Below are 21,984 nucleotides of genomic sequence, written 5' to 3'. Positions count from 1 at the left end.
TCCGGGCTGAGACCGACTCTGCGCCCGGCCGATCCAACGCCGGTCCAACGTGGGGGCCGGGCCGCGGAATCCCGCTGAAACGCGCTGGTCAGAGGTCGGTGAGGCGCATGCGGGTGCCGGTGGCCCAGGCCGCGTCGGCCGCGCCCTCGGGCAGGGCGGCGCGCGCCGCCGCGAGCAGCGGGGGCGCCCAGTCGGTGTGCGGCCAGCCGATCCCGGCCCGGGTGAGGTGGGCGTGCGCGGCGCCGAAGAGGGTGACGGCCTCCCGTGCCCGGCCCGCCTGCGCGGTCAGGCCCGCCCGCAGCTCCAGCAGGAACGGCGCCTCGACCACGCCGTGGGCCCGGTGGGCCTCGAGCAGCCGCTCGGTCCAGCGCAGGCCCTCGTCGGTCCGCCCGGCACGCAGGGCGTCGGCCGCGGCGACGACGGCGGCGACCCAGCAGGTGAAGTGGTCGTCGACGGCCGCGCCGCGGGCGAAGACCTCGGCGGCGGAGCCCGGGGTCTCGCCGGCGAGCAGCGCCGCGACGGCGAGCGGCAGCGCGTCCGGTGCGGCGACGGTGCGCAGCGCGGCCAGCGCCGGTGCGACGGCGGCGGCGCCGATCCCCGCGGCGAGCGTCCCGGCGACCACGGCGAGCCGGTCGACCAGCTCGGGCGCCCCGGACCCGGGCTCCACGGCGCGCACGGCCGCCGCGACCAGGTCGGGGGAGCCGTCACCTGCGAGCCCGCGGAACCCGGCCAGGCCGAGCAGCGCGAGCGCCCGGTCGAGCGGCTCGCCGAGCTCCAGCGCGACCGCCCGCTCCAGCCGGTGCCGCGCCTCCAGGGACAGTCCGCGGTGGTAGAGGTACTGCGCCACCCGCCCGACGACGGCGACCCCGACCGCCGAGGGCCGGTCCACCAGGGTGTGGACGAGGGTGGCCCGCAGGGCCGCGAGGTCGTCGTCGAGCCGGGCGAACCAGGCGGTCTCGGCGGGGGAGCCGAGCCGGGGGAGCTCCGCGGCGAGCCGGGCGACCCACCGGTCGCGGCGCAGGTGCAGGGCGTCCGGGTCGGCGCTGACGTGCGTGGCGTGCCCGCGCACCGTCGCGAGCTGCGCGAACCGGGAGGGCCCGCCGACCCGCAGCGGCCCCAGCGGGCTCAGCAGCGAGCGGTGCACGAGCCCCGCGACGGCGTCCTCGGCCCGGTCGGCGGGCAGCCCGGCGAGCGCGCCCGCGACGCCGACCGTGAACGGGCCCGGCACGACCGACACGGCGGCGTGCAGGGCCGCCTCGTCCGGTCCGAGCAGCGCGACGCTCTGCGCGACCGCCTCCCGCAGCGTGCGGTGGTGGTCGCCGCGGTGGGCCCGCCCGACGGCCGCGAGGCCGCTCGGGTCGGTCGTGACCTGGTCCAGGATCTCCGGCAGCGCGAACGCGCGCGTGCGGGCGGCGGCGAGCTCGATGGCCAGCGGCAGGCCGTCGACGGCCCGGCAGATCCGGGCGATCACCTCGGCGGAGTCGGGGGTGCGGCCGGAGTCGGCGACCCGGGCCCGCTCGGCGAACAGGCGGACCGCGGGCGCGGCGGCGACCTCCGGGTCGTCGGGGTCCGGCAGGGGCAGCGGCGCGAGGGCGACCACGGCCTCGCCCGGCATGTCGAGCGCTTCGCGGCTGGTGGCGAGCAGGGTCGTGGCGGCGCCGTCGGCGAGCAGGGTCTCCGCGAGGTCGGCCGCGGCGTCGAGGACCTGCTCGCAGTTGTCGAGGACCAGGAGCATCCGCAGGCCCAGCAGGTGCGCGCGGACGGCGTCGGTGGCGGGCACGGCCAGCCCGACGGCGGCGCGGACCGCGTCGAGGACCTGTTCGGGGGCGCGGGCGGCGGTCAGGTCCACGAACCGGACGCCGTCGGGGAACGCGGGCGCGGCGGCCCGCGCGACCTCCACCGCCAGCCCGGTCTTTCCGCACCCCGCCGGGCCCACGACCGTGACCAGCGCGGACTCGGCGACGAGTGCGGTGAGCCGGTCGAGCTCGGCGTCCCGGCCGAGCAGGGTGCGCCGGGGTGGCAGGCGCACGTCGACCGTCGGGGCGGCGACCCGGCGCGGCCCGGCCAGCGTGGGGTCCTCGGCCAGCAGGCGGGCGTGCAGGTCCCGCAGCTCGCGGCCGGGCTCGACGCCCAGCTCGTCGAGCAGGAGGGCCCGGGCCCGGGTGAAGTCGGCCAGCGCGCGGTCCGGGCGGCCCGCGCGGTGGTCGGCGAGCATCCGTTGGGCCCAGAGGCGCTCGCTGAGCGGGTGGTCGCGCAGGGCGGACTCCAGCTCGAGCAGGGCGGCCTCCGGGTCGCCCTCGGCGAGCAGGGCGTCGACGTGACGTTCGCGGACCTGGCCGTGCAGCTCGGTCAGCCGGGCGACCGCCGCCTCCGCCCAGGGCTCGTCGGCCAGCTCGCCGAAGGGGCGGCCCCGCCACAGACCCAGTGCCTCCGCCGTGACCAGCAGCGCGGAGCGGCCCGCGGTGAGCAGGTCGTCCGCCTCGCGGGCGAGGCGCGCGAACCGCAGCGAGTCGACCTCCGCCGAGGCGGTGAGCAGCCGATATCCCGCGGGATCGTGGGCGAGGACCTGCGAGGCGGCGCCGCGGACGCGGTCCGGCTCCAGGGCCTTGCGCAGCCGGAAGACGTGGGACTCCAGGGTGGACTGCGCGCCGGCGGGCGCGGCGTCCGACCAGAGGGCCTCCACCAGGGCGTCCGGGCTGACCGGGCGGTTCGGGTGGACCAACAGCATCCCGAGGACGGTGCGCAGCTTGCCGCCCGCGACCGGTACCGGCACCCCGTCGCGCTCGACGGCGATCTCCCCGAGATCCCGGTAGCGCAGTGTCATGCCGGTGATCCTCGCAGCAGCACCGCGGCGGCCGCGACCAGCACGATCGGCACCCCCAGCGCGACGGCGGTCGGGAGCAGCGCGGCCGCGACGGCGCCGACGACGAGCGCGAGCAGCTGCCGCAGCGCTGCCACGGCGGCCCGGCCGTCCCGCTCGGCCACGGCGGCGTGCGCGGCCGTGGTCAGGGCGCCGGTCATGTAGGTGGTCGAGGCGTGCAGCCGCAGCCCCACGACGCTCTGCCCGCCGAGCGCGGCGGCGAGCAGCGCCAAGACGACGGGCTCGACGCCCGCCAGCTGGAACGGGACGGCGGCGACCAGCAGGACCAGCTCGGCGACCAGGGGGAGGGCGAGCGCCGCGCGTGGGCTCGCGGCCCACAGCAGCGCACCGAGGGTGAAGCCGCCTACGGCGATCCCGATCGGCACCAGCCGGGCGGGGTCGTGGCCGGTCAGCGCGTCGCCCGCGGTGACCAGGTTGCCCGTCACGATCCCGGCGAACGCCCCGCCGAGCGCCGTCAGCGCCACCAGGTTGACCGCGCCCGCCGCGCAGGCCAGCAGCGTCCCCGCCCATGCCCTCACCCGGGAACGCTAGCGCGACCGCCCCGGGACGGCTCGGGGATGGCCGAGCGTCCCGGGGCGGTCCGGATGGCCGCCCGGGGCGGCGGGCGGCCGTGGTGGGACGGGGAGGGTCGGAACCCGATCAGGAGACGGTCTGTGCGGCCTCGGTCTCGGAGGAGGCGCTCGCCTGGCGGAGGGTGCCGTCGGCGTTCTCCAGGTGGGCGCGGACGAACCACTGGAACTGCTCCAGCTCGCCCGCCTCGGCGATGAGCAGGTCCTGGGTCACCGGGTCGAGCTTCTCGGTCTCCTCGATCGCCCCGCGGTGGTCCGCGATGACGCCCGAGTACACGAGGTCGAGCGCCGCGAGGTGGGCGATCGCGTCGTTCCGGCCGATGGAGTAGTCGTCCCAGGTGCGTTCCGCGACGAGGGCGCCGGGGGTGCCCTTCGGCGAGCCGCCGAGGGTCGCGATCCGCTCCGCCACGTCGTCGACCATCGCGCGCACCGCCTCGACCTGCGGGTCCAGCATGGTGTGCACCGCGATGAACTGCGGGCCGATCACGTTCCAGTGGACGTGCTTGAGGGTGAGTGCGAGGTCGTTCAGGGCGTGCAGGCGGATCTGCAGCAGGCCGACCACGCGGTCGGCGGCGCCGGTGTCGAGACCGGGGACGGTGTAGGAGACGCTGGCCACGAGGAAATCCTCCCGTAATCGATGTGTGCTCGACCCAGAGCTACCCGTCGGGGCCGGCCGAAAACGTGATCAGTCCGGGTGAGTGGCCGCGCGCTCGGTGGGTATCCCGCGCTCCGTCACGAGCGGGGAGGAGCCACCGGTGTCGTTGTTGTCGGAGCCGTCCGGGTCGCCGTCGTCGGACGGCGACGACCTCCCGCCCCCGCCGGGCCAGGGCTCGACCGTCGAACGGTGGGCCCGGTTCGCGGCCTGGGGGCGCGCCGACCTGCCCGCCGCGCGGCTGGCCGAGGGGCACGCGGACGCGCTCGCGATCCTGGCCGAGGCGGGCGCCGAGCCGACCCCGGGCGCGCGCTACGGGGTGTGGGCGGCCCGGTCGGAGGGCACGGGTGCGGTGCTCGCCGGGGCCGTCGGGGCCTGGTCGCTGCAGGGGCGGGTCCGGTACTGCTCCGGCGCGCACGAGCTGGACCGAGCGCTTGTCGTCGCCGAGGCGTCCGGCGGGAGCCGGATCGTGGACCTCGACCTGCGGCATCCGGGCGTGCACCGCGTGGAGGGCACGTGGCGGGCGGCGGCGATGCGCGCGAGCGACAGCATCGACGTCGAGCTGCGCGGGATCGCGGTGACCGACCTGGTGGGGGAGCCGGGCTTCTACACCGCGCGGCCCGGGTTCGCCTGGGGCGGCGGCGGGGTGGCCGCGGTCTGGTTCGGCGGTGCCGTGGGCGCCGTCGACCGGCTCCGGGAGCGCCTGGCGTCCGGGACGGACGCCCATGCGCTGGCCCACCTCGGGGCGCTGCACACGGGCGTGTGTGCCGTGGACGCGCTGCTGGAGCGCACCGCGGAGCTGATCGACGCCGCGCCCAAGGCCGCCCACGCGGGCGAGGTCGCCGTCGCGCGGGCGGCGGCCGAGGCGCTCTGTCGGGACGTGCTCGACCGGGTGCCGCGGGCCGCCGGGGTCGGAGCCCTCGCCGCCGGGCTCGCCGACCATCTCGCCGACCTGGGGGTCTACGTGCGTCAACACCACGGCGAGCGGGACCTGGCCGCACTCGGGGAGACGCTGCTGTGACCGCCCCCGCCGTGGACGTCGCCGAGTGGTCGGCGGCCCTCGACGCCCGCGACCTCGCCCCGATGCCCACCGACCTCGGCCGCGTCGTGGTCGTCGCCGCCCACCCGGACGACGAGACCCTCGCCGCGGCCGGGCTGCTGCAGGCGCTCGACCGTGCCGGCGGGCCGGTGCACCTGGTCGTCGCGACCGACGGGGAGGCGGCCTACCCGGGCACGCCGCCCGCCGAGCTCGCCGCCACCCGGCGAGCCGAGCTCCACGCGGCCTGGGCCGACCTGGGCGGCCGCGCGGAGTCCGTGACCTGGCTGGGGCTGCCCGACTCCGACCTCGCCGCGCACGAGGACGCGCTGGTCGCGGCCCTGCGCCCGCTGCTGGCCGAGGCGGACGCCTGCCTCGCGCCGTGGCCGGAGGACCCCCATCCCGACCATGCCGCGGCCGGGCGGGCGGCCCGCCGCGCCGCCGCGGCCCGGACCCACTGCTTCGGCTACCCGATCTGGCTCATGCCGTGGAACCGGCCCGACGCCGTCCCGGTGCCGTGGGCCTCGGCGCTCGTCCACCGGCTCGACGACCGGGCCCGGGCGGCGAAGGCCGCGGCGATCGGGCGGTTCGTCTCCCAGACCGCGCCCGACGAGCCGATCCTGCCCCCGGACGTGCTGGCGCACTTCGCGGGCGACCGGGAGCTGTTCTTCCGGCTGCCACCCGCCGACGGCGCGCCGCTGAGCCGGTTCGCCGAGCTGTACGCCGCCGACCCGGACCCCTGGGGCACGCGGTCGCGCTGGTACGAGGAGCGCAAGCGGGCGATCCTGCTGGCCTGTCTGCCCCGGCAGCGCTACACCCACGCGGCGGAGCCGGGGTGCGGGACCGGCGCGCTGACCGCGGCGCTCGCTGCGCGGTGCGACGCGGTCACCGCGTCCGATCCCGTGTCCGCCGAGCTCGCGCGCGGCGAACCGACGGGGGAGCACGTCCGGGTGCTCGACGCGGCCCTGCCGGACCCGGCGGCGGTGCCCCGCGGCGTCGACCTCGTGGTGGCGAGCGAGGTGCTCTACTACCTCTCGCCCACCGATCTCGCGGCGGCGACCGACCGCATCGCGGAGTCCCTGGTGCCGGGCGGCGACCTGGTCGTCGTCCACTGGCGGGGGCTGCCCGCCGAGGCGCCGCAGGGGGCCGCCGAGGTGCACCGGCTGCTGCGGGCGGACCCGCGGTTCGCTCCGCTCGTCGAGCACCGCGACGAGGAGTTCCTGCTCGACGTGCTCCGGCGCCGATGAGGGTCGGGGTGGTGGTGCCGGCCCGGGACGAGGAGGACCGGGTCGAGGAGTGTCTGCGCGCGGTGCACGCCGCGATCCGCCACGCCGGGGTGCCGGGCTGGGTCTGCGTCGTCGCCGACCGCTGCACCGACCGGACCGCGGACGTCGCGGCGCCGTACGCGCGGGTGGTGCGCACCGGTCGGGCCCGCACGGTCGGCGAGGTCCGGGACCTGGGCGTGCGGCACCTGCCGCCGGTCGACTGGCTGTGCAACACGGACGCCGACTCGGTCGTCCCGCCGACCTGGGTCGCCGACCAGCTGCGCCACGCGGCGGCGGGCGCGGATGCCGTGGCGGGTCCGGTCGACCTGGACGCGGAGCTGCCGGGCGTGGCGGCCGAGCGCTACCGGCGCCTGCTGACCGGCACCGACGGGCACGCCTACGCCGCGAACCTCGGGGTCCGGGCGACCGCCTACCACGCCGTCGGCGGCTTCCCGGCCGTCCCGCACGGGGAGGAGCACGCCCTGCTCGCCCGCCTGCGAGACGCCGGGTTCCGCGTGGTCCGCCCGCCGGAGGTCCGGGTGCGGACCAGCGCGCGGACCACCGGACGGGCCGCGGGCGGTCTCGCCGACCTGCTCGACGGCCTGCTCGACGGCCTGGGTGCCTGAGCCGCCCCGCCGGGTCGACCGAACCCCCGGTTAACGCAGCGGTTACCCCACAGAGGACCTGGCGGCAACATCGCGGCACGACGGTGGGCACGTCCGTCCGGCACGACCCGGTGAACGATCCGCAGCTCCCCTGCGGAGGAGGACCCCCTTCTGGTGTCGGGTGCGAGGGCCGCCACCGCGTGCGACACGACGCGGAGGTGCGGTGAGCGACACCCTCTTCGACCCGGCGGACCGGGCGATCCTGGCGGGCCACTGGTACGCCGTGGCGCGCTCGGCCGACGTGGTGGACGCGCCCCTGTCCGCCCGCCTCCTGGACCAGGACCTGGTCGTCTACCGCGCGGGCGGCGAGGTCGTGGTCGCGGACGACCTGTGCCCCCACCGCGGCGTCCCGTTGAGCATGGGGACCGGGGGTGAGGCGCTGCAGTGCGCCTACCACGGACTCCGGTTCGGCGCGGGCGGACGCTGCGTGGCCGTGCCCGCGCACCCGGGCGCCCGCATCCCGGAGCGGCTGCACCTGCGCCCGTACCCGGTCCGCGAGCGGTACGGGCTGGTCTGGACGTGCGTCGGGGACCCGGTCGGCGCGCTCCCCGGGTTCGCCGAGTTCGACGAGCCCGGGTTCCAGACCGTGGTGTTGCCGCCGTTCGACGTCCGGGCGTTCGCGGGGCGGCAGGTGGAGGGGTTCCTCGACGTCGGGCACTTCGCGTTCGTGCACATCGCGTCCTTCGCCGACCCGGAGAACACCGAGGTCCCGCCGTACCGCACGGAGCCCGCGCCGTTCGGGTTCACCGTGGACTACTGGTCGACCGTCGCGAACGTCGGCGCGGGCACGGTGAACCCCTTCCCGGGCGCCCGGTGGCTGCGGGCCTACGCGATGCACCTGCCGTTCACCCCGACCCTGGTGATCCACTTCCCGGACGGCGGGCGGCTGGGCATCCTCAACGCCGCCACACCCGTCGGGCCGCGGGAGACCCGGCTGTTCGGGGTGGTCGCCAAGGACGTCTTCACCGACCAGACCGAGGCCGAGGTCGTCGAGTTCAACCTGCGGGTGTTCGAGGAGGACCGGGTGATCGTGGAGCGCCAGCGGCCGGAGAACCTCCCCACCGACCCGCGCATCGAGGTCAACATCCCCGCCGACCGCAGCTCCGTCGCCTACCGGCGGGCGCTGCGCGACCTCGGCCTCGGCGCCTTCTTCACCGTCTAGAAAGGACGATCCATGCACGACTCCGCGGTGGGCGAGGTGCTCGCCGGGCTGGCCCAGGCCGGGGTGAGCATCGCCTGCTACCTGCCGGACTCCCTGTTCAAGCCGCTCTACCCGGCCATGGACGCCGCCCCCGGGCTGCGCACCATCCGGGTGACGAACGAGGGCGAGGGCGCCGCGATCTGTGGTGGCGTCTTCCTCTCGGGCAGACGCGCGGTGCTGGTCATGGAGAACTCGGGGCTGCGCGCGTCGGTGGAACCGCTGGCGCGCATGGGGCTCGGCGCCGGGATCCCCGTCGTGATGCTGATGAGCTACCGCGGCGAGATGGGCGAGAACAACTGGTGGGCCGTGCCGCACGGGATCACCATGGAACCGGTGCTCGGCGCGCTGCGGATCCCGTACCGGGTGGTGCGCCGGGAGCAGGAGATCCGGCAGTCCATCGTGGACGCCTACGAGCTGGCCTACTCGAGCTACTACCACACGGCCGTCGCGCTGGGCGGGGAGATCGTGCGATGAGGCGCTACGACTGCATGGTCTCCCTCGCGGGTCTGCTGACCGACGAGCTCGTGGTGCTCTCCCTCGGCGGCAGCGTGGACGAGTGGTACACCGCGGCCCCGCACATGCGCGCGGCCAGCCTGTTCCAACAGCAGCTGGGGTGCGTGACGCCCGAGGCGTTCGGGCTGGCCGTCGGGCTGCCGCACCGCCGGGTCGTCTCGCTGGACACCGACGGTGGGCTGCTGTTCAACCTCGGGATCCTCGCCACGCTCGGCAACGAGCAGCCGCCGAACCTGTTCGTGGTGGTCTGGGACAACGAGCGCTACCAGTCGATCGGCGGTCCGCCGACGCACACCGCCTCGGGCCGGGTGGACCTCGCGGGCATCGCGCGGGCCTCGGGCGTGACCGAGGCGCACACCGCCCGCACGGTCGAGGAGTTCGCCGCGCACTGCGCCGCCGGGCTCGCCGCCGAGGTCCCGTACCTGGTGGTGGCCAAGGTGTCCGGCGAGACGGTGCCCGGGATCCGCCGGAAGCACTCCGACGGCCGCGAGGACAAGTACGTCTTCGTGCGGCACGTCGAGGAGAGCGAGGGCATCGTGATCATGGGGCCCAGTGAGCACAACTGACCCGGCGGCGACCGGGCCCGACTGGATCGTGGTGGGCGGCGGGAGCGCCGGGTGCGTGCTGGCCCGGCGGCTCTCCGACGACCCGTCGGTGCGGGTCGTGCTGCTGGAGGCGGGGCCCGCCCGGGGCGGCCCCGCCGTCGCGGACCCGGCCCGCTGGACGGAGCTGATCGGCGGCCCGCTGGACTGGGGCCACGCCTACGAGCCCGCCGCGCCGACCCTGCACCGGCCCATCGCGATCCCGCGCGGGCGGGTCCTCGGCGGGAGCAGCGCCACGAACGCGATGCTCTGGTACCGCGGCCACCCCGCCGACTACGACGCCTGGGGCGAGGGCTGGGACTTCGCCACCCTGCTGCCGTACTTCCGCAGGTCGGAGGACGCGGGACGGTCCGACCCGTGGCGGGGGACCGGCGGGCCGATGCGGGTGGAGGCACCGGCGGACCCGCACCCGGTCGCGCTCGCGGTCCTCGACGCCGCCGTCGAGGCGGGTCTGCCCCGGATCGCGGACGCCAACGGTGCCACCAACCTCGGCGCCACCGTCCCCGAGTTCACCGTGCGCGGGGAGCGCAGGCACAGCGCCGCCGACGGGTACCTCGCGCCGGTCGCGGGGCGCGCGAACCTCGACGTGCGGTGCGACACCCACGTGGTCGGGCTCGAGTTCGCGGGCGACCGGTGCGTGGGGGTGCGGTGGCGGCCCGCCCGCGGGGAGCCCGGCGGCGGGGTCCTGCGCGCGGAGCGCGGCGTGGTCCTCGCGCTCGGCGCCCTGGAGACCCCGCGGCTGCTCATGCTCTCGGGCATCGGGCCCGCGGCGCACCTGCGCGCGCACGGGATCGCGGTCCGGGCGGACCTCCCCGTCGGCGACCGGCTGGCCGACCACCCGTTGGTCACCGGCATCACGTTCCGCGCCCGGGAGCCGCTCGGCCCGGTGCGCGGCACCGGCGGCGGGGCGATGCTGAACTGGTGCTCGCCCGGCTCCGAGCGCCCGGACCTGCACGCCTTCGTGGTCCAGGGGCCGCACGCCACCCCGGAGGTCGCGGCGCGCCACGACCTCACCCCACCGGTCTTCGCGCTCTCCCCGGGCCTGATGCGCGCGCGGAGCCTGGGGGAGGTGCGGTTGACCGGTACCGACCCCACCGCCCCGCTGCGGATCCGGCCGAACCTGCTCGGCGACCCGCAGGACGTCGAGGCGCTGTGCGCGGGCGTCGAGTTCGTGCAGCAGCTGGGGCGGACCGGGGCACTGGGCGCGGTCGCCGCGGGCCCGGCCGCGCCCGACCACCTGCTGACCGCGCGCGAACGGGAGGCGTTCGTCCGGCTCGCCACCTCGACGTTCTTCCACGTCGCGGGCACCGCCGCGATCGGGCCGGTGGTGGACCGCGCCCTGCGGGTGCACGGCGTCGACGGGCTGCGGGTGGTCGACGCGAGCGTCTTCCCGAGCCTGCCCTCGTGCAACACCAACGCGCCCGTGATCGCGGTGGCCGAGCGCGCCGCGGACCTGCTCAGGGCGGCCGGGTGACGGCCGTCTGCACCCCTATCGAGGAGGAGACCATGGATCTCGCCGACTACCTGCGGCTGCTGCCGAAGGTCGAGCTGCACTGCCACTTCGTCGCCACGATCCGCCCGAGCACGCTCGTCGAGCTGGCCCGGGCCCGGGACGTGCCGCTGCCCTCCTACGACCCGGACGTCCTGTTCGACTACGACAACATCGTCGACTTCCTGACCGTGTTCGAGGCGGCCCAGCCGGTCTTCGCGGACAAGGGCGTGTTCGAACGGGTGGCCTACGAGTCCGTCGAGGACGCGGTGGCGGCCGGGAACCTGCGCTACCGCGAGTACTTCGTGAACGCCGACCTGTTCCCCATCCCCTACGCCGAGGTGCTCGACGCCATGGTCGCCGGGCTCGCGGCCGCCGAGCGGGACTTCGGCGTCGGGTTCGGGATCATCCCGGCGATCGCGCGGCAGCGTCCGCCCGCGTCGGCCCTCGACCTGGTCCGCACGATCCTCGACGACGGCCGCCCCGAGGTCCTCGGCATCGGCCAGGACTACCTGACCCCGCAGAACACCGAGTCACCCGAGCTCTGGGTCGAGGCGTACGCGCTGGCCGAGCGGCACGGGCTGCGGCGGACCGCGCACGTCGCGGAGATCCCCGGCTCCACGGCGGCGGCCGTGACGGTCGCGATCGAGCAGCTGGGCTGCGCGCGCATCGACCACGGCTACCACGTCCTGGACGACCCGGCGGTCGTCGAGGCGGCCCGCGCGCTGCAGATCCCGTTCACCTGCACGCCGTACTCCACCCGGGTGCTCTCGGGCTGGGAGATGACCCCGGAGCACCCGGTCGCGCGGATGATCCGGGCCGGGCTGAACGTCACGCTCAGCACCGACGACCCCACGTTCTTCCGCACCGACCTCGGGCGCGAGTACGCGCAGGCGTTGCCCGCCATGGGGTTCGGGGCCGCGGACGGCGCCCGGATCGCCCTGGCCGGGGTGGACGCGAGCTGGCTGCCCGCCGACCGCAAGGAGCGGCTGCGGGCGGAGTTCACCGGCCAGATCCGCGCCCTGGACGCCGCCCTCGGTTCCGTGCCGGGTTCGGGTTCCGCGCCGTCCTGAGCGCGCCGGCGTGACAGTCTGGGCCCCGTGCAGCCAATGCTCGCCACCACAGGCCCGCCGCCGGTCGGGCCGGGCTGGGCCGTGGAGTTCAAGTGGGACGGGGTGCGCGCGCTCGTCGAGATCCGGGACGGCGCGGTGCGGCTGGTGTCGCGCAACGGCAACGACGTCACCGCGGGCTACCCCGAGCTCGTCGCGGCCCTCCCCGTGGACCGCGACCTCGTACTCGACGGCGAGATCGTCGCCCTGGCCGCGGACGGCAGGCCGGACTTCGGCCTGCTGCAGCACCGGATGCACGTCCGGGCACCCGGCGCGCCGCTGCTGGCGCAGGTCCCCGTCCAGCTCTACCTGTTCGACGTGCTGTCCGTGGACGGCACCCCCGTCGTCGAGGAGGCCTACGACGCCCGCCGGGAACGCCTGACCGGCCTGGGGATCGCGGGTGGGCGGGTGTCGGTCACCCCGTCGTTCACCGACGTCACCCCCGCGCAGGGGCTCGACGTGGCCCGGGACCACCGGCTGGAGGGCATCGTCGCCAAGCGTCGGACCAGCCGCTACCTGCCCGGGCGGCGCAGCGAGTCCTGGGTCAAGACCGCGCTGTTCCACGCGCAGGAGGTCGTGCTGGCCGGGTGGACGGCCGGGCGCGGCAACCGCGGGAAGACCCTCGGCGCCCTGCTCATGGGGGCCTACGACGGCGGCACACTGCGCTACCTCGGCAACGTCGGGTCCGGCTTCTCCGAGGCCGCCCTGACCCGGTTGCTGGCGCAGCTGCGACCGCTCGTGCGCGCGGACAGCCCCTTCGACGAGGAGGTGCCGCGGGAGTACACCCGCGGCGTGACCTGGGTGGAGCCGCGGCTGGTGGGGGAGGTGGAGTACCGCACGCTGACCCACGACGGGCGGCTGCGGCACACCGTGTGGCGGGGGCTGCGGCCCGATCGCGACCCCGGCGAGATCACCGTCCCCGGTGCCGCGCACCCGCCGGAACCGCCGGCGGGGCGGAAGGGGAGCTGGGCGGTCGGCGGCCGCGAGGTGGCCCTGACCAACCTGGACAAGGAGCTGTTCCCGGGGATCACCAAACGGGAGCTCGTGGACTACTACGCCCGCGTCTCCCGGCACCTGCTGCCGTACCTGGCCGGGCGCCCGGTGAACCTGCACCGCTTCCCGGACGGGATCGACGCCCCCGGGTTCTGGCAGAAGGAGCTCCCGGCGCACGCCCCGGACTGGGTGCGGACCTGGGAGAACCCCGACGCGGAGCCGGGGGAGTCCCGCCGGTACGCGGTCGTCGACTCGACGGCCACGCTCGTCTGGATGGCCAACCACGCCGCCGTCGAGCTGCATCCGTGGACGTCGTCCGCGGCCCGGCCGGACGAGCCCGACTGGGCGTTGGTCGACATCGACCCCGGCCCCGACACCGACTTCGACGACGTCCTGGTCCTGGCCCGGCTGCACCGCACGGCGCTCGCCCACCTCGGCGTCGAGGGCAGGCCGACGGTGACCGGGCAGCGCGGTGTCCAGATCCGGATCCCGGTGCGCCCCGGCTACCGTTTCGCCGAGACCCGCGGCTGGGTGGAGCGGCTGTCGAAGGCGGTGGGGCGCACGGTGCCCGAGCTGGTGTCGTGGGAGTGGCACACCGACCGTCGGGACGGCCGCATCCGGCTCGACTACACCCAGAACGCCCGCAACCGCACCCTCGTCGCGCCCTTCAGCCCGCGGCCGCGGCCCGGGGCGCCGGTGTGCGTGCCGATCGAATGGGACGAGCTCGACGATCCCGCCCTGCGCCCCGACCGCTGGACCCTGCACACGGTCCTGGAGCGCCTCGAGTCCGCAGGCGATCCCCTCCGCGCCCTGATCGGCCACGAACAGGAACTCCCGCGCCTCTGACCTGCGGCTCCGCCGCTCGTGAGTGGTAAGTGGTGCTAGAGCACCACTTACCGCGCACGGGCGACGGAGTCGCTGGTGAGGGCGTCGGTGAGCAGGGCGACCAGGGCCGCGTGCTGGACGTCGGTGGAGTTGCCGATCTCCTCGTCGCTGCCGTCGAGGGCGACGGCGGCCAGGCCCGCCTTGCTGTCGATCAGCTCGGCGATGCGGGCGTCGATCGTCTGGGCGGCGATGATGCGCCAGGCCGTGACCGGCATCGTCTGGCCGATGCGGTGGCTGCGGTCGATGGCCTGGGTCTGCTCGGCCGCCGTCCAGGACAGCTCCGCCAGCACGACGTTCGACGCGACCTGAAGGTTCAGGCCCACGCCGGCCGCCGTCAGCGAGCAGACGGCGATCGCGACCTCGGGATCCTGGACGAACGCGTCGATGTTGCGCTGGCGCACGCGCGGGGTCTGGTCGCCGCGGATCGAGGAGAACCGCACCCCCTGCCGCTCGAACAGCTCCTCGGCCGCGTCCATCACGTCCACGTGCTTGGCGAAGAACACCACCTTGCCCGCGCTGCGGGCCAGCTGGGCGGCGTAGTCCGCCGCGAGCGCCGCCTTCGCCTGGCCGATGGTGCGCATCATGCCGAAGACGTTGTCGCCGGACCCGGCCTCGGCCGCGTCCTTCTGCTCCCAGCGGGCGACCTGCGCGACGAGGTCGTGGTCGATCCCCTCGACCACCTCGACGCCGCGCCGGGCGTCCAGCGCGGTGGTGTACCGCTTGACCAGGCGGCGGGCGAGCTCCTGCTCGGCGGCCCGGATCGAGCGGCCCGCGGCGCCGTCGAGCTCCACGGGCAGGTCGGCGATCCGCCGGGCCGGGATGTCCGCGGCCACGTCCACCTTGCGGCGCCGCACGATGCCCTGGTCCACCACGGCCTGCCGGGCCGCCGGGTAGAAGCCCGGGTCGGCCGGGTTGTAGCCGGTCGCGGTCAGCGCGTTCATCAGGTCGGCGCGCGGCTTCTCGCCGTCGATCCAGCCGAGGAACTGCCAGATGGCCAGGAAGTCCTCGATGTCGTTGATCAGCGGGGTGCCGGTGAGCGCCATCATCAGCGGGCGCGGGGTGAAGTTCCGGATCCGGTCCGCCAGCTCGAGCACGTGCTTGCTGCGCTGCGAGGACTTGTTCTTGATGAAGTGCGCCTCATCGACGACCATGCCGCGGAACCCGAAGTCCCCGAGCCAGCCGACGTGCCGGTCCAGCACCTCGTAGTTGACCACGACGATGTCCGCGAACCCGTCGATGGAGTCGCCGTTGCCCTGGATCACCGTCGCCGGGCGGCGCGGGGTCCAGAGGCCGGCCTCGCGCGCCCAGTTCGTCTTGACGACGTTCGGCACCACGACGAGCAGGGGATAGGCGTCCGCCGCCTCCGCGGCCAGCAGCGACTGCGCGGTCTTGCCGAGGCCGGGCTCGTCCGCGAGCAGGAACGTGCGGTGGCCCTCGGCGGCCGCCTGGACCAGCCGCGCCTGGTGGGGCATGAGCTCGCGCCCGCCCGCGATGCGTGGGAGGGCCTCGGGGAGCTCCATGCACGCGGGGGCCCCGCTGCTCGCCCGCTCGAACGAGCGCAGCAGCGGCCCCAGCAGCTCCCACCCTGCCAGCGGGGTGGGGCGGATCGTGGCCGGGCGCGCGGCGGAGAAGTCCGGGGCGAGGAAGGGGTTCGCCATCTGCCGGGTGATCACGGCCTGCGGGACCACCCGGGGCTTCGCCGGGGCCTCCTCGACCGGGGTGACCGGCTCGGGCTCCGGCTCGACCTCGACACCCGCCTTGAGCAGCACCTCCCGGGCGAGCGCGCGGGCCTCGTCGGAGACGGCGGCGTGCTCGTCGAGCAGGGCGAGCAGGGTGGGCTCGCGCACGGCGCCCATCGCCAGTGCCTTCGCGACGCCGTCGATCCGCTTCAGCTGCTCGGTCTTCTGCCGCTCGGTCAGCTCACCGGCCTTGACCCGGGCCCGCTCCTCGCGCAGCAGCAACGCCACGGCCTGGAACTTCGTGCGCGTGGTCGGCGTGACGCGGCCGTGGCGCAGCGCGCCCTCGACCTCCCGGACCGAGCGCGCGAGCACGGACAGCACATCGGTGGGTCCGTCCCCGGTGCGCTCACGGCGCGGAGCGGGGCGGCGAGCCCGCGTCTGGGGCCTGCCTCGTCGAGCCAAGAACTCCTCCTGAGGGACAGTCCGGTCGGGCCGCGCACGAGGCTGTGCGCGTACGACCGCCGTCGAGGGCGGGGTCCGACGCGGCTGCCGCGCCGGGAGGATCACCCGGGGGTTCGACGGAGCGGGCGCCGAGGGCTGGAACCAGCCCGGAAGGCGCGCGGCCGTGTCCATCGTACGGGATGGGGGGTCCGGACCGCAGGAGCGGCGTGTCCCCGGTACCGGGGACACCGGCTCAGCCGACCCGTTGGCGCACCTTCTCGACGAGCGCGAGCCCGCTCGCCCGGTCCGCCGCCGCGTCCGTGGTGGAGACCTGGACCATGCAGTCCCGGTCGCCCGCCGCGAACTCGATGCCGCCGTTGATGTCGCGCATGTCGGTGCCGACCTTGCGCTCCTCGCCCAGCATCGGGTCCCACTTCGGGAGCACCCCGCCGGGTGCCGAGCCGGGGTTCCCGACCTCGACGGTCACGCTGTGGTAGGTGGTCTGGTTCTCCCACATGCAGCCGCCGCCCGCGGTGGAGATCCCGGAGGGCCGCCCGCCGTCGTTCGCGCCGATCAGGTCGCTCACCTCGGCGGCGCTGAGCAGGGCACACCCGTCGATCGGGGGGCCCGCGTCCGCCCCGGGGAGCCGGGAGGCCGCCTGCTCCTGAGCCTCCTGGACGGTGGGCGTGCCCGCGGTGGTGGACGCGCAGCCGGCGAGGGTCAGGGCGCCGAGCAGGAGGATCGCGGAGAGGCCCCGCTGGTGAGTCATGCCGGGTACTCGTCCGTGACGGCCGGATCGTCACACTCGCTAGGTTGATCCACCATGCAGCCCACCCGCGACCTCACCGATCCCGAGCAGAACGAGGCGGTGCTCCGGTCCGCCTCCGCCCTGCTCGCCGACGCGGGTGCGGCCGTCCCGGTCGCCGTCGACGCGGAGGCCCGGGCCGTGGCGGACTCCCGGCGGCGGCTGGCCGCGCTGACCGGCCCCGTGCACCTGACCGTGGTGTGGGCGATGTACGGCGAGACCGGGCGGATGGCGACCCGCGCGCAGCACCCGCACGGCGAGGACTTCGTGCGGGTCAAGGTCCGCCAGCTCGACTGGCTGACCGCCGGGCTGCCGGAGGTGACCTGGAGCATCCTCGCGGTCGACGACGGCTGCCCCGACCGGCCGTCGAGCGCGGAGGCGATGGCCGCGATCGCCGCCGCCGAGGGCTACCCGACCGAGGGCCACCGCGCGGTGTCCGTGCTGCGGCTCGCCGACGTGCTCGAGGCCGGCCCGTCGATCTCCCCGGCCTTCGACACGCTGACCTCGACCGACCAGTCCCGCAAGGGCGGCTCGATCCTCGCCGGGCTGGCCGTCGCCGTCGCCGCGGGCGCGGACGTCGTCTGCTACACCGACGCCGACCTCTCGGCGAACCTCGCCATGTTGGGCTCCCTGGTCGCCCCGGTCGTGGCGGGGGAGGGCGTGGTCGCGGCGCTCGGGCAGCGCTACGGCATGGCGGGAGCGGTGCTGGCCAAGGCGGACGGCCCGTCGGTCGAACCGCACAGCACCGGCGACAAGCCGGACAAGCTGATCGTGCTGTTCCGGCACGTCGTGCGGGCGATGCTGGTGCCGGACCTCGCGCACGTCCTGGACACCCAGGCGGGGTTCAAGGCCTTCGACGCCGCCGCGCTGCGGCCGGTGCTGAGCCGGGTCACGGCCTTCCACGAGACGTTCGACGTCGAGCTGCTGATCCTGCTGGCGCAGGCCTTCGGCCCGGCGTCGCTGGTCGTCGAGCCGATCGTGTTCACCGAGGACCTGGCCGCCACGAACTTCCCCTCCGTCGACCCGGGCGCGCGCCACCTCGCGATGGTGGAGCAGGTCGTGCAGCTCTACGACCGGCTGGTCGCCCCGGTCGCACCGGCCACCGGGGAGGCCGCGGACCTGCTCGACCTGCTGCGCGGGCTGGATCTCGACGGCTACGTCCGGCTCGTCGAGGGGCTGCGCGCGGAGGATCCCGGCGACCCGACGCTGTTCGACCGCCGCTGGCCGGTCGCCCGTCTCAGGGAGCTGGCCGCGCCACCACGCTGAGCTCACCCGCCTCGGGTGCGAAGACCACCCTGCCCGCGCGGTGCAGGTCCTCCAACCAGCCCCGCATCGGCCAGTCGCCCCAGCGGCGGTGGAAACGGCCGGCGTTGCGGACGATCTCGGCGACCCGGTCGGCGTCCTGCCGGGCGGGCGGGTGGTGCTGGTGGAAGGCCCGCGCGCCGCCCACCCAGAACATCTCGGCGCCGCGGTCCCGGGCGCGCCGGGCGAAGTCGGTGTCCTCGGCGCCGTAGCCGCGGAAGCCCTCGTCGAACCCGCCGAGGGCCCGCCAGGTCCGCGGCGTCACGGCGAACGACAGCGACCAGAACAGCTCCACCCGGTCCTCGGCGACGACCTGCCCGGGCGCCGGGGCCGGGCGCCCCGGGTGCGGGGGAGCGAGGTCGGCGAGCCCGTTCGTCGGGTACCCGCCGGGTCCCGCGGGCGGAAGGTAGTGGACGGGCCCGCACAGCAGCGCGCCGTCCCGGGCGGCCGCGGCGTAGGACGCCGGGAGGTCCGGGCCGGGGATGCAGTCCACGTCGAGGAAGACGAGCAGGTCGGCGCCGCGATCCAGGGCGGCGGCGGCCCCCGCGTTCCGGGCGGCGGCGAGCGGCAGGCCCTCCGGCGACGCGTCGACCTCGAGCCGGACGGTCTCGGGCCCCGGCGACTCCGGCGCAGGCCCACCCATCCCGACGACCACGTGCAGGCCGTCGTGCAGGCACTCGCCCAGCGCGGCCCGCTGCCTGCGCAGGTGCCCGGCCCGCCCCGCGACGGTCGTGACCACGGCGGTGTTCACGCGGTCGCCCGGACGTCGGCGAGGAGCCGGGCGGCGCGCGCCACACCCGACCCGTCGGACCACTGCGCCCACGCCGCGCCCCCGCGGCGGCGGGCCTCGCCCAGCAGACCGGGCCAGCATTCGGCGGCGGGCCAGCCGTCCGCCACCTGGGCGAGGCCGTGGCGGGCCAGGGCGGCCCCGGTCGCCGCCTGCTCGCCGTGCGGTCGGGCCTGGGGCAGCACGATCGCGGGGCGGCGGGCCGCGGCGACCTCGGCGACGGCGTTCTGGCCGGCGTGGGTGACCACGACGTCCGCCTCGGCCAGCGCGGCCCAGACGTCCTGCACGTGCCCCAGCGGCCGGACGCCCGCGGGCACGTCGGGTCCTGCGGTGCCGGTGACCGCCCACGACCAGGTCGGCGTGGCCGCCGCCGCGGCGGCGAGGTCCGCGGCCGCCGGCCCGGCGCCGCCCCGGCCCCAGAGCACGAGCACCCGGTTCCCGTCGGGTGGGGGTGCGGCGGTGCGCCCCTCGTACCGCGACACCGCCCCGACGTGTTCCGCGGTGTCGGGGTGCGGGCGGAGCAGGTCGGGCAGCGCGGGCCAGGGCAGCAGGACGCGCGTCGCGAGGTCGTAGACGGTCCGGTGGGCCCGGTCGTCGCGCACCCCGGGTTGCCCCACGACCACCACCGGCACGCCGTGCAGCCGCGCGAGCAGCCCCATCTCCACCGACACGTCGGCCACGCACAGCCGGACCGCGGGGTCGGCGAGCGCACGAGACGCCAGCGCCGTGCGCGCACGGAGGCCTCGATGACCACGCGGGACCCAGTGCAGCGTGCCGCCCGCGGTCACGTCCTCGCCGTCCAGGGGCCCACCCGTGTCCAGGGGGAGGTCGATCCACTCCCCGGGCCACCCGACGGGCCGCGGGAGGCTGGACAGCCCGATCACGGGCACGGCGTCCTCGGCGAGCGCGGACGCGATCGCGACCGCCCGGTGCACGTGGCCGCTGCCCTGGTGGTGGACGTAGTAGAGGACGGTCATGCGGCGATCGCGTCGTACAGCCGCTCGTACCCGGTGATCATCGCCTCGACCGAGCAGACGGTCTCGGCGCGGCGGCGCGCCGCCTCGCGGTCGAGCCGGGCGGCGGCCCGGATCGCGGCGGCCAGCCCGTCGACGTCGCCGGGCGCGGCGAGGACCCCGCACTCGTCGTCGAGGATCTCCGGCAGCGCACCGCGGGCGAACCCGGCCACCGGGGTGCCGCAGGCCAGCGCCTCCGCGACGACGAGGCCGTAGGGCTCGTCCCAGCAGGGGGAGACCACCGCGACCGACGCGCTCCCCACGAGGCGGGCCAGCCGCCGGTGGTCGAGGTGTCCGACGTACCGGATCCGGTCGGTCAGCAGCGGCGCGACCTCGTCCCGGAAGTACGCCGCGTCGGGGGTCGGACCGGCGATGCGCAGCCCCGTCCCCGCCCGGTCGGCGGCCCGGACGGCCTCGACCACGCCCTTCTCCCGGACCAGCCGACCCGACCACACCGGCGACCCGCCGCCGGGGCCGGGGGACCACCGGTCGGTGTCGACGCCGTTCGGGATCACCTCCGGGTCGGCGCCCAGCGGGCGCCACCGGTCCGCGGTGTGCCGGCTCACCGCCGCGAACACCGTCCCCGCCCGCGGGATCCGGACCGCGGACTCCAGCCACGGGGTCGGCGGCGTGTGCAGGGTGGTCAGCACCGGCGCCGGGACGCTCGCGGCCATCGCGACGGGCAGGTAGTGCAGCGAGTTGTTGTGCACGACCGTGTGGCCGCCCGCGCCCAGGTCGAGCATGAGCTGCAGGTAGGCGTGGTGCTCGGCGAGGAACCACTCCGGGGGCATCCCGACGTCGCTGCGGGCGTCGGTCGAGATCTCCGGGAGCCGGGCCATCGCCCGGACGCCGAGCCTGCGGTCGGAGTCCGGCGCCCCGAACACGGTGACGTCGTGGCCCCGCTCGCGCAGCCCCGTCGCCAGCTGCCAGGTGTGGGCCTCCAGACCGCCCGGGAACGGTTCGCGGAGGGGGTAGCGGGCGGAGGCGATGAGCGCGATCCGGTGTCTCATGTGGACTGGATGGGCGAGGTGTGCACGGGTCGGTCGCTCCACGGTCGGTCGTCCTGCGCCGTGGGGATGGCGGGCAGGCAGGTCGTCGGTCGGCCACGAGCTGCTGCTGAACCCGGCGCCCCGATCATCGGCCCCCGAGCGGGGACGCACAACTCGAGCCCAGGACCTCCAGGTCGGCGGCGTAGCGCTCCAGCCCGGCCGGCACCCAGGCGGGGTGGTCCGCGTACCACCGCAGCTGCGGCGCGCGGACGTCGTCCTCCGTGACGGGGGTGCCGTGGACGAGCCAGTGCGGCCGGGCGCGGTCGGGGTCGAGGCCGAGGGCGTCGAGCACCTGCGGGTCGAGCGGGGCGCGGATCCCGCCCAGGAGCTCGCGGCCGGGGTCGGCGACCTCCCCGCGCAGCCCGAGGCGCGCGCGGACGCGTCCGGCCAGGGCCAGCAGGACGGGGTTGGCGGGGTGGTTGAGCACGTGCACGGCGTCGAGCCCGAGGGGGCGCAGCACGTCGGACACCCCGACGTCGCAGGCCCGTTCGCGGCGGGCCAGCTCGGCGACCGAACGCTCGGCCACGGCCCGGAACGCCCCGGCCGCGGGCCTGCCGAGGCTCCGGCCCGCGGCGGCGCCGAGCGTGCGCAGGTCGTGGTAGGGCACCACCGGCGGCACGGCGGCGGGGTCCGAGGGGTGGCGCACGATCGCCGTCCACGGGTGCAGCCCGCGGTAGCGGATCACCGGCCACACGACGGTGCGGGCGTCCGCGGGCAGGTGCGCGCGCAGCTGGGCGGTGCCGATCGGCAGGTCCCGGTAGTCCGCCCGCACGGGCTGGCTCACCACCAGCCGGGTCCGGGCCAACAACCGGGCGACGTGCGGCAGGTCCGCGGCGGTGAGCTCGTGCACCGGCGGCACCCGGACCGTCGTCAACGGCAGGCCCGGCGCGAGCGCGACGCGCAGCGCCTCAGCCTGGCAGTTGCCCCACACCACGGCGAGGGGGCCGCGCGGTGGTCCGTCGTAGAACGCGCCGTAGTGGCGCCGCCGTCCGGGATCCATGTGGTCATCGTCGGGTGGGTCCGGGGGTTTCGCGCGCCGACGGCCGGG

The 21,984-nt window shown here is 76.3% G+C and carries 19 protein-coding genes; 10 read left to right on the top strand and 9 right to left on the bottom strand.

The window, feature by feature from the left end:
- Positions 1-88: 88 nt before the first annotated feature.
- From BLS43_RS21610 to BLS43_RS21600, 3 genes are all read right to left on the bottom strand, one after another.
- Entirely contained in the window at positions 89-2,824 is a 2,736-nt protein-coding gene (locus tag BLS43_RS21610; RefSeq protein WP_093088122.1) for an AfsR/SARP family transcriptional regulator, read from the bottom strand.
- Positions 2,821-3,399: a DUF1275 family protein gene (locus tag BLS43_RS21605; RefSeq protein WP_093088119.1), complete on the bottom strand. Its 579-nt coding sequence runs from the start codon at positions 3,397-3,399 to the stop codon at positions 2,821-2,823. Before BLS43_RS21605 ends, BLS43_RS21610 begins: the two co-directional genes overlap by 4 nt.
- 121 nt (positions 3,400-3,520) lie before the next feature.
- Positions 3,521-4,066 carry a Dps family protein gene (locus tag BLS43_RS21600; RefSeq protein ID WP_093088116.1) on the bottom strand — a complete coding sequence of 182 codons (546 nt, stop codon included), beginning with the start codon at positions 4,064-4,066 and terminating at the stop codon, positions 3,521-3,523.
- Positions 4,067-4,205: 139 nt separating this feature from the next.
- On the opposite strand from BLS43_RS21600, the gene BLS43_RS21595 reads away from it, so the two are divergent.
- The 9 genes from BLS43_RS21595 to ligD all read left to right on the top strand — a co-directional run bounded on the left by BLS43_RS21595 (position 4,206) and on the right by ligD (position 13,821).
- Positions 4,206-5,123, top strand: coding sequence for an acyl-CoA/acyl-ACP dehydrogenase (locus BLS43_RS21595; RefSeq protein WP_093088113.1), 918 nt, complete (start codon positions 4,206-4,208; stop codon positions 5,121-5,123).
- Positions 5,120-6,385, top strand: coding sequence for a bifunctional PIG-L family deacetylase/class I SAM-dependent methyltransferase (locus BLS43_RS21590; RefSeq protein ID WP_245707658.1), 1,266 nt, complete (start codon positions 5,120-5,122; stop codon positions 6,383-6,385). Before BLS43_RS21595 ends, BLS43_RS21590 begins: the two co-directional genes overlap by 4 nt.
- Positions 6,382-7,029, top strand: coding sequence for a glycosyltransferase family 2 protein (locus BLS43_RS21585; protein ID WP_093088111.1), 648 nt, complete (start codon positions 6,382-6,384; stop codon positions 7,027-7,029). Before BLS43_RS21590 ends, BLS43_RS21585 begins: the two co-directional genes overlap by 4 nt.
- Before the next feature lie 202 nt (positions 7,030-7,231).
- Positions 7,232-8,230 carry an aromatic ring-hydroxylating oxygenase subunit alpha gene (locus tag BLS43_RS21580; RefSeq protein WP_093088108.1) on the top strand — a complete coding sequence of 333 codons (999 nt, stop codon included), beginning with the start codon at positions 7,232-7,234 and terminating at the stop codon, positions 8,228-8,230.
- Between the two features lie 12 nt (positions 8,231-8,242).
- A complete protein-coding gene (locus BLS43_RS21575) occupies positions 8,243-8,743 on the top strand; it encodes a thiamine pyrophosphate-binding protein (RefSeq protein ID WP_093088105.1) in 501 nt (166 codons plus the stop codon).
- On the top strand, positions 8,740-9,348 hold the full coding sequence (locus BLS43_RS21570; RefSeq protein WP_093088102.1) for a thiamine pyrophosphate-dependent enzyme: 609 nt from the start codon (positions 8,740-8,742) through the stop codon (positions 9,346-9,348). Before BLS43_RS21575 ends, BLS43_RS21570 begins: the two co-directional genes overlap by 4 nt.
- The gene (locus BLS43_RS21565) at positions 9,335-10,858 is read left to right on the top strand and encodes a GMC family oxidoreductase (protein ID WP_093088099.1); all 1,524 of its coding nucleotides are present in this window, start codon (positions 9,335-9,337) and stop codon (positions 10,856-10,858) included. Before BLS43_RS21570 ends, BLS43_RS21565 begins: the two co-directional genes overlap by 14 nt.
- Positions 10,859-10,890: 32 nt before the next feature.
- Entirely contained in the window at positions 10,891-11,946 is a 1,056-nt protein-coding gene (locus BLS43_RS21560; RefSeq protein WP_143030157.1) for an adenosine deaminase family protein, read from the top strand.
- Positions 11,947-11,982: 36 nt separating this feature from the next.
- Positions 11,983-13,821, top strand: coding sequence for a DNA ligase D (ligD, locus tag BLS43_RS21555; protein ID WP_093088094.1), 1,839 nt, complete (start codon positions 11,983-11,985; stop codon positions 13,819-13,821).
- 47 nt (positions 13,822-13,868) lie between these two features.
- Here ligD and BLS43_RS21550 read toward each other — a convergent pair whose 3' ends face one another.
- Together BLS43_RS21550 and BLS43_RS21545 are read right to left on the bottom strand one after the other, a co-directional pair.
- Positions 13,869-15,911 (bottom strand): DEAD/DEAH box helicase, encoded by a 2,043-nt coding sequence (locus BLS43_RS21550; RefSeq protein WP_245707657.1) that lies wholly within the window; start codon positions 15,909-15,911, stop codon positions 13,869-13,871.
- 322 nt (positions 15,912-16,233) lie between these two features.
- The gene (locus BLS43_RS21545) at positions 16,234-16,749 is read right to left on the bottom strand and encodes a DUF3558 family protein (protein ID WP_093088090.1); all 516 of its coding nucleotides are present in this window, start codon (positions 16,747-16,749) and stop codon (positions 16,234-16,236) included.
- Positions 16,750-16,803: 54 nt separating this feature from the next.
- Between BLS43_RS21545 and BLS43_RS21540 the strand changes: the two genes are divergently transcribed.
- Entirely contained in the window at positions 16,804-18,051 is a 1,248-nt protein-coding gene (locus BLS43_RS21540; protein WP_093088087.1) for a glycosyltransferase family protein, read from the top strand.
- Here the strand turns inward: BLS43_RS21540 and BLS43_RS21535 are convergent.
- The 4 genes from BLS43_RS21535 to BLS43_RS21520 all read right to left on the bottom strand — a co-directional run bounded on the left by BLS43_RS21535 (position 18,023) and on the right by BLS43_RS21520 (position 21,936).
- Positions 18,023-18,838, bottom strand: coding sequence for a glycosyltransferase family 2 protein (locus BLS43_RS21535; protein WP_093088085.1), 816 nt, complete (start codon positions 18,836-18,838; stop codon positions 18,023-18,025). The genes BLS43_RS21540 and BLS43_RS21535 overlap by 29 nt on opposite strands.
- Positions 18,835-19,851 (bottom strand): glycosyltransferase, encoded by a 1,017-nt coding sequence (locus BLS43_RS21530; RefSeq protein ID WP_093088082.1) that lies wholly within the window; start codon positions 19,849-19,851, stop codon positions 18,835-18,837. Before BLS43_RS21530 ends, BLS43_RS21535 begins: the two co-directional genes overlap by 4 nt.
- Complete coding sequence (locus tag BLS43_RS21525) at positions 19,848-20,897, bottom strand: glycosyltransferase (protein ID WP_093088080.1); 1,050 nt, start codon at positions 20,895-20,897, stop codon at positions 19,848-19,850. Before BLS43_RS21525 ends, BLS43_RS21530 begins: the two co-directional genes overlap by 4 nt.
- Positions 20,898-21,021: 124 nt before the next feature.
- Complete coding sequence (locus BLS43_RS21520) at positions 21,022-21,936, bottom strand: WcbI family polysaccharide biosynthesis putative acetyltransferase (protein WP_093088077.1); 915 nt, start codon at positions 21,934-21,936, stop codon at positions 21,022-21,024.
- Between the last annotated feature and the right edge of the window lie 48 nt (positions 21,937-21,984).

This window comes from Pseudonocardia oroxyli, from assembly GCF_900102195.1.
GTDB classification, from domain to species: domain Bacteria; phylum Actinomycetota; class Actinomycetes; order Mycobacteriales; family Pseudonocardiaceae; genus Pseudonocardia; species Pseudonocardia oroxyli.
Note: the sequence above shows the minus strand (reverse complement) of the source record. Positions and strands in the feature narration are given on the sequence as shown.